Source organism: Kitasatospora sp. MAA19 (assembly GCF_029894125.1).
Lineage (GTDB): Bacteria > Actinomycetota > Actinomycetes > Streptomycetales > Streptomycetaceae > Kitasatospora.
In genome coordinates this window covers 274,427-287,153 of record NZ_JARXYZ010000008.1, presented here as the reverse complement: position 1 = coordinate 287,153, position 12,727 = coordinate 274,427, and the positions used below count along the sequence as shown (strand labels likewise).

General features: G+C 72.3%; 13 protein-coding genes and 1 riboswitch. Of the genes, 8 read left to right on the top strand and 5 right to left on the bottom strand.

Annotated features, from left to right (window positions below; translation table 11 throughout):
• Positions 1–125: 125 nt before the first annotated feature.
• Entirely contained in the window at positions 126–1,073 is a 948-nt protein-coding gene (locus P3T27_RS16020; protein WP_280678826.1) for an ROK family protein, read from the bottom strand.
• Positions 1,074–1,364: 291 nt separating this feature from the next.
• Between P3T27_RS16020 and P3T27_RS16015 the strand changes: the two genes are divergently transcribed.
• Positions 1,365–2,645 carry an extracellular solute-binding protein gene (locus P3T27_RS16015; RefSeq protein ID WP_280678824.1) on the top strand — a complete coding sequence of 427 codons (1,281 nt, stop codon included), beginning with the start codon at positions 1,365–1,367 and terminating at the stop codon, positions 2,643–2,645.
• 52 nt (positions 2,646–2,697) lie between these two features.
• On the opposite strand, the gene P3T27_RS16010 is transcribed toward P3T27_RS16015, so the two are convergent.
• Positions 2,698–3,048 (bottom strand): cupin domain-containing protein, encoded by a 351-nt coding sequence (locus tag P3T27_RS16010; protein ID WP_280678822.1) that lies wholly within the window; start codon positions 3,046–3,048, stop codon positions 2,698–2,700.
• Between the two features lie 100 nt (positions 3,049–3,148).
• On the opposite strand from P3T27_RS16010, the gene P3T27_RS16005 reads away from it, so the two are divergent.
• Positions 3,149–3,376, top strand: coding sequence for a DUF3263 domain-containing protein (locus P3T27_RS16005; RefSeq protein WP_280678820.1), 228 nt, complete (start codon positions 3,149–3,151; stop codon positions 3,374–3,376).
• A 31-nt stretch (positions 3,377–3,407) separates the two neighbouring features.
• The gene (gene otsB / locus P3T27_RS16000) at positions 3,408–4,247 is read left to right on the top strand and encodes a trehalose-phosphatase (protein WP_348534103.1); all 840 of its coding nucleotides are present in this window, start codon (positions 3,408–3,410) and stop codon (positions 4,245–4,247) included.
• A gap of 66 nt (positions 4,248–4,313) precedes the next feature.
• On the opposite strand, the gene P3T27_RS15995 is transcribed toward otsB, so the two are convergent.
• Together P3T27_RS15995 and P3T27_RS15990 are read right to left on the bottom strand one after the other, a co-directional pair.
• On the bottom strand, positions 4,314–5,780 hold the full coding sequence (locus P3T27_RS15995; RefSeq protein ID WP_280678817.1) for a trehalose-6-phosphate synthase: 1,467 nt from the start codon (positions 5,778–5,780) through the stop codon (positions 4,314–4,316).
• Between the two features lie 50 nt (positions 5,781–5,830).
• On the bottom strand, positions 5,831–6,856 hold the full coding sequence (locus P3T27_RS15990; protein WP_280678815.1) for a glucosyl-3-phosphoglycerate synthase: 1,026 nt from the start codon (positions 6,854–6,856) through the stop codon (positions 5,831–5,833).
• Between the two features lie 148 nt (positions 6,857–7,004).
• A riboswitch (SAM riboswitch) is annotated at positions 7,005–7,142 on the top strand.
• Between the two features lie 17 nt (positions 7,143–7,159).
• Between P3T27_RS15990 and thrC the strand changes: the two genes are divergently transcribed.
• The 5 genes from thrC (at position 7,160) to P3T27_RS15965 (ending at position 12,026) form a co-directional block, all read left to right on the top strand.
• Positions 7,160–8,440 (top strand): threonine synthase, encoded by a 1,281-nt coding sequence (thrC, locus tag P3T27_RS15985; protein ID WP_280678813.1) that lies wholly within the window; start codon positions 7,160–7,162, stop codon positions 8,438–8,440.
• A 38-nt stretch (positions 8,441–8,478) separates the two neighbouring features.
• Positions 8,479–8,757 (top strand): MoaD/ThiS family protein, encoded by a 279-nt coding sequence (locus P3T27_RS15980; protein WP_280678811.1) that lies wholly within the window; start codon positions 8,479–8,481, stop codon positions 8,755–8,757.
• Between the two features lie 614 nt (positions 8,758–9,371).
• Positions 9,372–9,575, top strand: coding sequence for a cold-shock protein (locus tag P3T27_RS15975; RefSeq protein ID WP_030289665.1), 204 nt, complete (start codon positions 9,372–9,374; stop codon positions 9,573–9,575).
• A 346-nt stretch (positions 9,576–9,921) separates the two neighbouring features.
• Positions 9,922–11,544 (top strand): chaperonin GroEL, encoded by a 1,623-nt coding sequence (groL, locus tag P3T27_RS15970; RefSeq protein WP_280678804.1) that lies wholly within the window; start codon positions 9,922–9,924, stop codon positions 11,542–11,544.
• Positions 11,545–11,669: 125 nt separating this feature from the next.
• Positions 11,670–12,026, top strand: coding sequence for a hypothetical protein (locus P3T27_RS15965; RefSeq protein WP_280678802.1), 357 nt, complete (start codon positions 11,670–11,672; stop codon positions 12,024–12,026).
• Here P3T27_RS15965 and P3T27_RS15960 read toward each other — a convergent pair.
• Positions 12,023–12,700: a hypothetical protein gene (locus P3T27_RS15960; RefSeq protein ID WP_280678800.1), complete on the bottom strand. Its 678-nt coding sequence runs from the start codon at positions 12,698–12,700 to the stop codon at positions 12,023–12,025. The two genes, P3T27_RS15965 and P3T27_RS15960, sit on opposite strands and share 4 nt — an antisense overlap.
• Positions 12,701–12,727: the final 27 nt, after the last annotated feature.

Sequence of the window (12,727 nt, the reverse complement as noted above, 5' to 3'; positions counted from 1 at the left end):
TTCGCTCTCGCCGCCGAGGCCGGCGATGCGGTCGCCCTCGACGGCCAGGCGGTCGCCCTCGACGACGGCGCCGGGCAGGACCAGCCGGGCCCCGGTCAGCGCGGTACGGTCACGGTCCGCGGTGGTCACGCGGTCACCTCCATGGAGAGCAGATCCCAGGCGAGCAGGCCCGCGCCCAGGGACGCGGCGGTGTCTTTGAGCATGGCGGGTACGACCTTCGGGGGCATCTGGAAGGTCAGGCGCTCGGTGACCGCCGTGCGCAGCGGAGTGAAGAGCGTGTCGCCGGCCTCGGCCAGCCCGCCGCCGACGATCACCGTGGACGGGTCGAGCAGGCTCTGGGCGAGCACGATCCCGTCGGCCAGGGCGTCGACGGCGCCCTGCCAGACCGCGAGCGCGCGGTCGTCCCCGGCGTCCACCGCGGCGGCGCAGGATGCCGCGTCGGCGTCGGGGTCGCCGCTGGCCGCGGCCCAGGCGCGCGACACGGCGGAGGCCGAGGCGAGCGTCTCCAGGCAGCCGCGGGCGCCGCAGCCGCACTGCGGCCCGCCCGGGCGGACCACGACGTGGCCGATCTCGCCGCCGTAGCCGTGGGCGCCGGCCTCGATCCGGCCGCTGATGCCGATGGCGCCGGCGATGCCGGTGCCCAGCGCGATGAACAGAAAGCGGTCGACGCCCCGGCCGGCGCCGAGCCGGCCCTCGGCCAGGCCGCCCGAGCGCACGTCGTGGCCGAGCGCGACGGGGATGGCGGTGCCGTCGGGGCCGGCCAGGCGCTCGCCCAGCAGCTTGCGCAGCGGGAGGTCCCGCCAGCCGAGGTTGGCCGAGTAGACCGCGATGCCGTTCTTCTCGTCGATCGTGCCCGGGACGGCCACGCCGGCCGCGAGCGGAGCGACGCCGAAGCGGCTTCGGCCCTCGTCCGCCAGGTCGGCGGCGAAGTCGAGGATGGCGGCGACCACGGCGTCCGTGCCGTGCTCCCGCCCGGTCGGTCGGCGTGCTTCGAACAGCACGGAGCCGTCCTGGGCGAGCAGCGCGGCCTTCATGCCGGTGCCGCCTACATCGAGTGCGATGACGTGCTTCACGGAGGACAGTTTCCCTTGGTCGGGTAGAAGAGGTCTAGTCCAGTTGTGGGATTGGTCTGGTCCAAACGAGGTGAGCTTTGTCGCAGATGAGTGCGGTGTGCGGGGCTTTGCACCGGACGCCGTACGTTCACTTTCTGTTGCGCATCGTGCAATGACCTCCGCACTTCGATAACTACTCGGCGGGCGCGGCGGAGTGGTGTGGACCACTGCCCGGTGGATTTGGCAGTGTTGCGCGTCCCCCTCCCGGATTTCCCCGTCCGGACGCAGTTCTCCCTGAAGGCGGTACCCGCGTTGAACAGGCGCGCCCACGTTCCCACCCGCGTCCTCGGTGCCGCGCTGGCCGGAGCACTGGTGCTCACCGCCGTCAGCGCGTGCGGCGGGCAGGACGGCGGGCCGGTCACCCTCAAGCTGGTCGCCGCCGACTACGGGGAAAGCGCCGAGACCAGCTCCAAGCTGTACTGGGACGAGGTCGTGCGCGGCTTCGAGGCCGCCAACCCCGGCATCAAGGTCGACGTCGAGGTGGACAGCTGGACCGACATCGGCAAGAAGGTCGACGACATGATCGCGGCCGGCAAGTCGCCCGACCTGCTGCAGACCGGCGGCTTTGCCGACCAGGTCGCCGCGGACCGGTTGTACCCGGCCGCCGACGTGCTCTCGATGGACACCCAGGCCAAGTTCCTGGACACCTTCGCGCACGCCGGCCAGGTGATCGGCACCCAGTACGGCATCCCGTTCGTGTCCTCCTCCCGGGTGCTCTTCTACAACAAGGCGATCTTCCGCCAGGCCGGCATCACCCAGCCGCCGACCACCTGGAACGAGCTGCGCCAGGACGCCGAGAAGATCAAGGCCAAGGTGCCGGGCGTGACCCCGTACGGGCTGCCGCTCGGGCCGGAGGAGGCCCCGGCCGAGTCCATGCTGTGGACGCTGAGCGGCGGCGGCAGCCTCTCCGACGACGTCGGCAACTACACCATCGACAGCGCCCAGAACCAGGCCACCTTCGGCTGGCTGAAGAGCAACCTGGTGAGCACCGGGCTGACCTATCCGGACCCGGGCAAGATGAACCGCACCCCGGTGTTCCAGGACTTCGCGGCCGGGAAGGTCGCGATGCTGAACGGGCACCCGACGCTGCTGCGGATGGCCACCGCCGGGAAGATCGACTTCGGGACGGCGGCGATCCCGAAGAAGGACGGCGTGGGCAAGACCGGCAGCCTCGGCGTCGCGGACTGGATGATGGCGTTCAAGGCCAACGGGCACAAGAACGAGATCAAGAAGTTCCTGTCCTTCGTCTACACCCGCGATTACCAGCTGAAGTTCGACGAGCAGTACAACCTGCTGCCGGTCACCCAGGACGCGTTCACCCAGATGACCTCGGACCCGAAGCACGAGGACCTCAAGCAGTTCGCGGTCGGGCTCTCCAACGCCAGCTTCTACCCGTTCGGGGACCCGGCCTGGGGCGAGGTCAGCAACCGGATCAAGGCCGGGATCGGCGAGTCCGTCACCGGGGACCCGAAGCAGGTGCTCACCGGGCTGCAGGACGCGGCGGTCAAGGAGGCGGCCCGGGTCCGCAAGTGAACCCGGGCCGGGGGGCTGAGGCGTCCGAGGGGGCTGAGGGGTTTCGGGGCTCTCAGCGGAGGGTGATGGCGTAGGCCTTGCGGAGCGTCTCGTGGACGGTCCAGGTGGTCCGGTCGCCCTCGCGCAGCACGGCGCAGTCGCCCGGGCCGACCTCCAGGGTCGGGCCGCCCTCGATCTCGATGGTGGCCCGGCCGCTGAGCACCACGAACATCTCGTCCGCCTCGGTGTCGGTGACCACGCCCGGGGTGATCTGCCAGATGCCGCGCAGCTGGCGGCCGTCGGGGGACTCGGACAGGACCCGGCCGGAGACCTCCGGGGTGCCGGAGACGATCTGGGCCGGGTCGAGCGGGTCGGGTTCGAGGTCGGCGGTGGGGATGTGCACGGCGAAGCTGGGCGTGGTCATACCGCCGACGCTAGCCGGGGCGGCCGGGCGCCGGGGGACGCAGAGTGTGTCGGGCTCACGCGCGAGAATGACACTCCGTAGTGACGGCGGAGGTGGCCTGGTGGGCGAGCTGAGTGAGCGGGACCTGGCGGTGCTGGCCCTGGAGGGGCGGCAGTGGCGGACGGCCGGGGCCAAGGAGCGGGCGATCCGGGAGGAGCTGGGGCTCTCCTCCACCCGGTACTACCAGCTGCTGAACGCGCTGCTGGACCGGCCGGAGGCACTGGCGCACGCCCCGGTGCTGGTGAACCGGCTCCGGCGGATCCGGGAGGCCCGGCGGGCCGCGCGGTAGCGGGCCGGGGCCACGGGGTATGGGCTCGGGCATGGGTTTCGAGGAGATGGTGACGCCGACCACCGACGCCGGCCGGGACGGCCTCCGGGCGATCCTGGCCGGGCCGGGTGACGCGGTGATCGCGCTGGACTTCGACGGGACGCTGGCGCCGATCGTCCCCGATCCGGACCGGGCCAGGGCGCATCCGGGGGCGGCGGCCGCGCTGCGGGCGCTGGCGCCACTGGTGCGGGCCGTGGTGGTGGTGACCGGGCGGCCGGCCGCGCTGGCGGCGGAGTACGGCGCCTTGGCCGGGCTGCCCGGGGTCGTGGTGCTCGGGCACTACGGCGCCGAGCGCTGGGAGGGCGGCGAGGTGACCGCGCCGCCGGTGCACCCCGGGGTGGCCGGGGCACGGGCGGCGCTGCCGGGCCTCCTGGCGGCGGCGGGGGCGCCCGAGGGGACGTGGGTGGAGGACAAGGGGCGCTCGCTGGCGGTGCACACCCGGCGTACGGCAGCACCGGAGGAGACGCTGGAGCTGCTGCGGGCGCCGGTCGGCGAGCTGGCGGCCGGGCACGGGCTGGTGGTGGAGCCCGGGCGGCTGGTGCTGGAGCTGCGGCCGCCGGGGGTGGACAAGGGCGCGGCGCTGACCGGCTTCTTGCGCGAGCGCGGGGCCCGTTCGGTGCTGTACGCGGGGGACGACCTCGGGGACGTGGCGGCCTTCGCGGCGGTGGAGAAGCTGCGCGGTGCGGGGGTGGCGGGGCTGCTGGTGTGCAGTGGCGCGGTGGGGGACGCGCCGGTGCGCGAACTCGCCGACCGGGCGGACCTGGTGGTCCCGGGCCCGGCCGGCGTGGTGGGGCTGCTGGCGGCGCTGGGGGAGGCCCTCAGCTCGGGTTGAGCCGGGGCACGGCGCGTCGGGCCGGATCACTGCGCGTCGAGCCGGATCACCGCGTGTCGGGCTGGTTCACAGTGCGTTGAGCTGGTCGAGGAACCACTGCTGCGGGGGCAGCGCGGTGGCCGCCGCGGCGAGGCGCTTGGTGCGGTCGGCGCGCTCCTCCGTCGGCATGGTGAGGCCCGCGTGCAGGGCGTCGGCGGTGGCGATGACGTCGTACGGGTTGACGATGAGCGCGTCCTCGGCGAGTTCGGCGTACGCGCCGGCCTCCCGGGAGAGCACCAGGGCGCAGCCGTGGTCGGAGACCACCGGGACCTCCTTGGCGACCAGGTTCATGCCGTCCCGGATCGGGTTGACCAGGGCCACGTCGGCAAGCCGGTAGGCGGCCAGGGAGCGCGGGAAGTCGTCGTCGACGTGCAGGATCAGCGGCTGCCAGCCGGGGGTGGCGAACTCCTCGTCGATCTCCCGGGCGAGCCGGCGCACCTCGTCGGTGTAGGCGCGGTACTCGGCGAGGTCGGTGCGGGAGGGGTAGGCGAAGGCGATGTGCACCACCCGGTCGTGCCACTCGGGGCGGGTGCGCAGCAGGTGCCGGTAGGCCTGGAGGCCGCGGACGATGTTCTTGCTCAGCTCGGTGCGGTCGACCCGGACGATGGTGCGGCGTCCGCCGACGGCCTCGCGGAGGGTGGCGAGACGCTCGTCGACGTCCGGGCGGTGGGAGCGTTCGCGCAGGAAGTCGGCGTCGGCGCCGAGCGCGTGGACGCCGAGGTGGGTGGTGCGGCCGGCGTGGGTGACGGTCATCGTCTCGCGGTCGACCTCGGCGCCGAGCAGGTCGGCGCAGCAGTCGGCGAAGGCCAGGGCCCAGCGGCGGGTGAGGAAGCCGGCCCGGTCGGCGCCCAGGATGCCGGTGAGGACGGCCTCGGCGACGTCGTCGGGCAGCAGCCGGAAGTACGTGGGCGGGGCCCACGGAGTGTGCGAGAAGTGGCCGATCCGCAGGTCGGGGCGGAGGGCGCGGAGCAGGGCCGGGGTCAGCGAGAGGTGGTAGTCCTGGACCAGCACGGCGGCCCCGGGCGCGGCCTCGGCGGCCAGCGCCTCGGCGAAGGCGGTGTTGTAGGCGCGGTAGGCGGCCCACTCGGTGCGGAACCCGGCGTCGAAGACGGGGGCGGTGGGGGTGGCGTAGAGCAGGTGGTGGACGAACCAGAGGGTGGAGTTGGCGACGCCGTTGTAGGCGAGGGCGAAGGTTTCGGGGTCGATGTCCAGCATGCGGACGGCCTGGCCGCCGACGTCGTGCCCGGCGAGGTCGAGCCGGCCGTGCGGGGCCTGTCCGGCGGCCTGCCGGTCGGCGGCGCCGAGAGCGGCGCAGACCCAGACGGCGTCGGGGTCGTCGATGGCGGAGAGGCCCGAGACCAGGCCTCCGCCGCCGCGTCGGAGGGTCAGCGTGCCGTCGTCCGAGGTGCTGAACGACACCGGTCCCCGATTGGATGCCACCAGGACGGGGGCGGTGCCGGTCGCACTCGAACGTTCGGTCGTGAGATCGCCCATGGTTGGTACGTTGCCGTGGCTCCGGTGCGGCAAACCCTTTCGGCGGGCGTTCAGTGCCGGGTCGCGTACTCGGGCACGGTGTGCATCGGGGGGCGTTCGAGGGCGGTCACCGGGTGGGTGTGGGCGGTGAACTCCCGGGTCTGCGGGTCGCGGGTGAACTGGGTGAGCAGCGGGTGGACCAGGTCGGCGGAGGCCTTCAGCCGGTGGGTGCGGTCGAGGCGTTCCAGGGCGGTGCGGTAGATGGTCGCCGCCATTCGGCCGAGGGCCTGGCCGTCCTGGTGCCGGTGGTGCCGGACGCCGACGTCCACCTGGGCCAGGGCGTCCAGCCCGACCGTCTCCAACGCGTCGACCAGCAGGCCGAGTTCGACGCCGTAGCCGGTGGGGAAGGGGAGCCGTTCGAGCAGCGCGCGGCGGGCCGCGTACTCGCCGCCGAGCGGCTGGACGAAACCGGCGAGTTCCGGCCAGTGCAGGTTGAGCAGCGGGCGGGCCACCAGTTCGGTGACCCGGCCGCCGCCGGACGGGACGACCGCGCCGTCGCCCGCGCCGGAGCCGCCGACCGACACTTCGAGCGGCCGGTCGTACATGGCCTTGACCAGCTGGATGTCCGGTTCGGTGAGCAGCGGGCCGAGGATGCCGGAGACGAAGGTCGGGTCGAACTCGCGCAGGTCGGCGTCGACGAAGCAGACGATGTCGCCGCGGGTGACCAGCAGCGAGCGCCAGAGCACCTCGCCCTTGCCGGGGGCGGCGGGCAGCCGGGGCAGGATCGCGTCGCGGTGCTCCACCCGGGCGCCGGCCCCGGCGGCGACGGCGGCGGTGGCGTCGGCCGAGCCGGAGTCGACCACGACGAGTTCGTCGACCAGCGGGAGGCGCTCCATCAGCTCGCGGCGGATGGTGCGGACGATGTCGCCGACGGTGGCCTCCTCGTCCAGCGCGGGCAGCACCACGCTGACCGTCTGGCCGGTCCGGCGCTTGGCCTCCAGGAGGGCGTGCACCGGCCGGTCGGCCGCGCTCCACGAGCGGCGGCGCAGCCAGGACGCCGCCTGGGGGAGCAGCGCGGGGGTCGGTTCGGCGGGCACTGGACTCTCCTCGGCGGGGTCGGGCGGGACGCGCCATCTCGCGTGGCGGACGATCCCTTTCGGGGTTGACGCCTTCGGATACAGTCTTCGTACAGCGGTCGGACCTTTGCACGCCGGGGTCGCCGTTCAGCACCACCACAATTTCACAAGCTCATCCAGAGGGACTGAGGGAACGGCCCGTTGACGTCCCGGCAACCTTCTCGCGCGGCTGTCCGTCGACAGGCCCCCCGCGGGACAGGTGCCAATTCCGGCCTGTGGCGCGACCGTGCCACGGGGAAGATGAGGAGAGAGGCCTCCGCCATCATGGCTATCGACACCGTCGCACCCGCTTCCGTTGACCTCGGCCCCGCCGCCGCGCTGTCCTGTCGCGAGTGCGGCACCCGCTTCCCGCTCGGTCCGAGCTTCGCCTGCCTGGAGTGCTTCGGCCCGCTGGAGATCGCGTACGAGTTCGGTGGCGAGGACGCCGAGGCGCTGCGCCGGCGGATCGAGGCCGGTCCGTCCTCGATCTGGCGCTACGCGCCGCTGCTGCCCGTCCCGGCCGACGTCGCCACCAAGCCGAACCTGAACCCGGGGTGGACCCCGCTGGTCAAGGCGGACAACCTGGGCCGCGAGCTCGGCTTCACCGCCCAGCTGCACATCAAGGACGACTCGGGCAACCCGACCCACTCGTTCAAGGACCGCGTGGTGGCCTGCGCCATCGAGGCCGCGCGGGCGTTCGACTTCACGACGCTCTCCTGCTCCTCCACCGGCAACCTGGCCGGCGCGGTCGGCGCGGCGGCCGCCCGGGCCGGTTTCAAGTCCTGCGTGTTCATCCCGCACGACCTGGAGCAGGGCAAGGTCGTCATGGCCGGGGTGTACGGCGGCGAGCTGGTCGGCATCGAGGGCAACTACGACGACGTGAACCGCTTCTGCTCGGAGCTGATCGGCGACCCGGCCGGCGAGGGCTGGGGCTTCGTCAACGTCAACCTGCGCCCGTACTACGGCGAGGGCTCCAAGACGCTGGCCTACGAGATCTGCGAGCAGCTCGGCTGGCGGCTGCCGGAGCAGATCGTCATCCCGATCGCCTCCGGCTCCCAGCTGACCAAGATCGACAAGGGGCTGCAGGAGCTGATCAAGCTCGGCCTGGTCGAGGATCGGCCGTACAAGGTCTTCGGCGCCCAGGCGGCGGGGTGCTCGCCGGTGTCGGCCGCCTTCAAGGCCGGCCAGGACGTGATCCGCCCGGTCAAGCCGGACACCATCGCCAAGTCGCTGGCGATCGGCAACCCGGCGGACGGCCCGTACGTGCTGGACATCGCCCGGCGCACCGGCGGCGCGGTCGAGGACGTCACCGACGCCGAGGTGGTGGACGCGATCCGGCTGCTGGCCCGGACCGAGGGCATCTTCGCCGAGACCGCGGGCGGGGTGACCGTCGGCGTGCTGAAGAAGCTGGTCGAGACCGGCCGGCTGGATCCGGCCAAGGAGACCGTCGCGATCAACACCGGCGACGGCCTGAAGACCCTGGACGCCGTGGCCGACTCCGGGATGACCGCCGTGATCCGCCCGACGCTGGCGTCCTTCCGCGACGCCGGCCTCGCGTCCGCCTGAACCCCCCACCCCGCTGGGTCGCACCCGCTAGGAGAGCCATGAGCGCCAACGTCCGTATCCCCACCATCCTGCGCACCTACACCGGCGGCTCCGCCGAGGTGGCCGCCGAGGGCGCCACCCTGGGCGAGGTCATCGCCGACCTGGAGAAGAACCACGCGGGCATCTCGGCCCGCATCCTGGACGACGCCGGCAAGCTGCGCCGCTTCGTCAACGTCTACGTGAACGACGACGACGTGCGCTTCGCCGAGGGCCTCGCGACCGGCATCGCGGACGGCGCCAGCGTCTCGATCATCCCGGCGGTGGCCGGCGGCTGCTGAGCCGAGACCCCGCCCCGGCGGCGCCCGCCCGCGTCGACCGGACCGGCCCTGGTTCGACCGGCCGTCCCGCGTACGGAATTCCGTTCCCCGTGCGCGCGGGCGGCCGGTCGCATTTCGGCGGGAATATTTCGGGGTCGAGTCGGAGTAGAGTGTGGCTCGGTTGGGAACAGGGCTTCCCCTCATCCCCACCCGTGAATCGCCGGAGTTCGTCCGGCTGCTGGGATCGGCCGTTGAGACCGGCTGTTGAGACCGACCGGGTGCGGGACCGTGAAACATGTCAGGCAGATGTCAGAATTCCCGCGGGGATTTGTTGTAATCCGTCCGCTATGTCCGGCGTGAAATGCCGAATTCCTCCCGGTTTGGCCCGTCCTGTCCTTTGATGTGGTGCCGGAATTCCCCGCAGCTGACCCTGTTGCAGAGGGCGTCGATCCGGATACATTCAGCCGCGGTCGACGTAATCACCCGCTCACGGGGCGCCGTCAGGTGCCCCTGCGGAGGATTGCGGCGTGCACGGCTGCGCCCAGGGGGGGTTCCCCGGGCCGGCCTTCAAACCAGACCCGGGCCCGCGACCTGCGGGCGCGTGAAGGGCCAGCACAGCACTAGGGGAGTTCGGAATGGCTCAGGGCACCGTCAAGTGGTTCAACGCGGAGAAGGGCTACGGCTTCATCGCGGTCGACGGTGGTGCGGACGTCTTCGTCCACTACAGCGCGATCCAGATGGACGGCTACCGCACCCTCGAGGAGGGCCAGCGGGTCGAGTTCGAGATCTCCCAGGGACAGAAGGGCCCGCAGGCGGACATGGTCCGCGCGGCGGTCTGACCTTCCTTCTCCTCCAGGAGCTCGGCACGGCCCACGGCTGGTGACCACTCGCTTCTCGGCGGGCCCGTACGACACGCGTCGTACGGGCCCGTCGGCGTTCCCCGGCGGGGAGTTGCGGGGCGCGGCGGGGGCGCGCCGGACGGCTCGCGGGATCGCGATTGGGCTTGCACTCGACCACCCGGAGTGCTAATCATTGGCGTTAGCACTCACAGCGTGAGAGTGACAGCGGACCGGGTCGGTGAGGCCCCCGGGAGCGGTAGGGGAAAGGACCCCCGCACACCAGGGCCGTCCGTCGCGGGCACCCCTTGGTCCGAGCAGTCGACCGTGTCCCGGAGGACCACTTCTGATGGCCAAGATCATCGCCTTTGATGAGGAAGCTCGCCGCGGCCTTGAGCGTGGCATGAACCAGCTCGCCGACGCAGTGAAGGTCACGCTCGGCCCCAAGGGTCGCAACGTCGTGCTGGAGAAGAAGTGGGGCGCCCCCACGATCACCAACGACGGTGTCTCCATCGCCAAGGAGATCGAGCTCGAGGACCCCTACGAGAAGATCGGCGCGGAGCTCGTCAAGGAGGTCGCCAAGAAGACCGACGACGTCGCGGGTGACGGCACCACCACCGCCACCGTGCTGGCCCAGGCCCTGGTTCGCGAGGGTCTGCGCAACGTCGCCGCCGGCGCCAACCCGATGGCCCTGAAGCGCGGCATCGAGAAGGCCGTCGCCGCCGTCTCCGACCAGCTGCTGGCCCAGGCCAAGGACGTGGAGACCAAGGAGCAGATCGCCTCCACCGCCTCCATCTCGGCCGCCGACACCCAGATCGGCGAGCTCATCGCCGAGGCCATGGACAAGGTCGGCAAGGAAGGCGTCATCACCGTCGAGGAGAGCAACACCTTCGGCCTGGAGCTTGAGCTCACCGAGGGCATGCGCTTCGACAAGGGCTACATCTCCGCCTACTTCGCCACCGACCTGGAGCGGATGGAGGCGTCCTTCGAGGACCCGTACATCCTCATCGCCAACTCCAAGATCGGCTCGGTCAAGGACCTGCTGCCGCTGCTGGAGAAGGTCATGCAGAGCGGCAAGTCGCTCGTCATCATCGCCGAGGACGTCGAGGGCGAGGCCCTGTCGACCCTGGTCGTGAACAAGATCCGCGGCACCTTCAAGTCCGTCGCCGTCAAGGCCCCGGGCTTCGGCGACCGCCGCAAGGCCATGCTCGGCGACATCGCCATCCTCACCGGTGGCACCGTGATCTCCGAGGAGGTCGGCCTCAAGCTGGAGAACGCCGGCATCGACCTGCTGGGCCGCGCCCGCAAGGTGGTCATCACCAAGGACGAGACCACCATCATCGATGGTGCCGGTGACGCCGACCAGGTCGCCGGTCGCGTGAACCAGATCCGTGCCGAGATCGAGAACAGCGACTCGGACTACGACCGCGAGAAGCTCCAGGAGCGCCTCGCCAAGCTGGCCGGCGGCGTGGCCGTCATCAAGGCCGGCGCGGCCACCGAGGTGGAGCTCAAGGAGCGCAAGCACCGCATCGAGGACGCCGTCCGCAACGCCAAGGCCGCCGTCGAGGAGGGCATCGTCGCCGGTGGTGGCGTCGCGCTGCTGCAGGCCGGTGTCGCCTTCGACAAGCTGGAGCTGGACGGCGACGAGGCCACCGGTGCCAACATCGTCAAGGTCGCGCTGGAGGCCCCGATCAAGCAGATCGCGACCAACGCCGGCCTGGAGGGTGGCGTCGTGGTGGAGAAGGTGCGCAACCTCCCCGCCGGTCACGGCCTGAACGCCGCCACCAACGAGTACGTCGACCTGGTCGCCGCGGGCATCATCGACCCGGCCAAGGTCACCCGCTCCGCGCTGCAGAACGCCGCCTCCATCGCGGCGCTGTTCCTCACCACCGAGGCCGTCATCGCCGACAAGCCGGAGAAGGCCGCTGCGGCCGCCGGCGGCGGCATGCCGGGCGGTGACATGGACTTCTGATCCCGCTGGGATCGGACGGTTCGGATCGTTCGCGAGGGCGGTCTCCCCGACGGGGAGGCCGCCCTCGCGGCGTTCGGGAGCCTTCGCGCGTTCGGGAGCCTTCGCGTGTTTGGGAGAATGGGCGGATGGCTGCTGACGACATCGAGACCGCTCTGCACAACGCCCGGGCACTGATCCTGGCCGACCTGACCGCCCGGGACGTGGCGGACGCCGCCGTGGTGTCGCTGGTGGAGCAGGCCGTGACGCACCGGCGCTGGTGGCTGGAACAGTGGCCGGACGGCACCGACTACGTGCTCGGGCTCGTCGCCCAGGACGTCCAGGACGCGCTGCTGGAGGCGTACGGGCGCTGGCCGCTGTGCGCCGAGTGCGCGGCCGACGGTGACCCGCACGCGCTGGGCGTGGAGCCGGAGCTGGGGCCGGAGCCGCACTGGGTGTGCGGCCAGCAGGGCGCGGTGGTGGCGCCGGTGGGGAAGCTGCCCTAGAGGCCGTCGAGTTCGGCCGTCAGGTTGGCGCGGGCGGGGGCGTCGAAGCGCGCGTGGGCGGCCGGGGTGCGGTAGAGCGCGGGGAGCGCGAGCAGCTGTCGCAGGATCGCCGCGCGCCCGGCGCGGAAGTCCGGCTCCGGGACGAACGCGTACTCCGCGCGGACGGCGGCCGCGTACGCCGCGTACGCCTCGGGGGCGCCGCCGAGGACGGCGAGGTCCGCGTCGCAGAGCACCTCGCCGTCGCGGTCGCCGGGCTCGGGGTGGTGGTCGACGGTGAGCAGGACCAGCCGCTCGACCTCGGCCACCCGGGCGGCGGGCAGGCCCGCGGCGGTCAGCGCGCGGACGGCCAGGGCGGCGCTGCGCTCCTCGTTCTCGGAGCGGTCGGGCCGGTAGACGGCGTCGTGGAACCAGGCGGCGAGCCGGACGGTGTCCGGGTCGCCGGCGTGCCCGGCGAGGCCGTCGACGTGCCGCAGGACCGCGTGCAGGTGCCCGGGGGTGTGGTAGCGGCGCTGCGGCTCCGACCAGCGGCGCAGCAGCTCGCGGCCGTACGGCTCGGGGTCGGTCGTGGCGGCGCAGCGGTGCAGCAGCGCCGTCCACTCGGCGAGCAGTTCGGCGAGCGGTCCGGGGGGCGGTCCGGGGAGCGGTCCGGCGGTGAGGTCCTCGGTGGTGGGCATGGGGGACATTGTGGCGGGCGGGCCGGG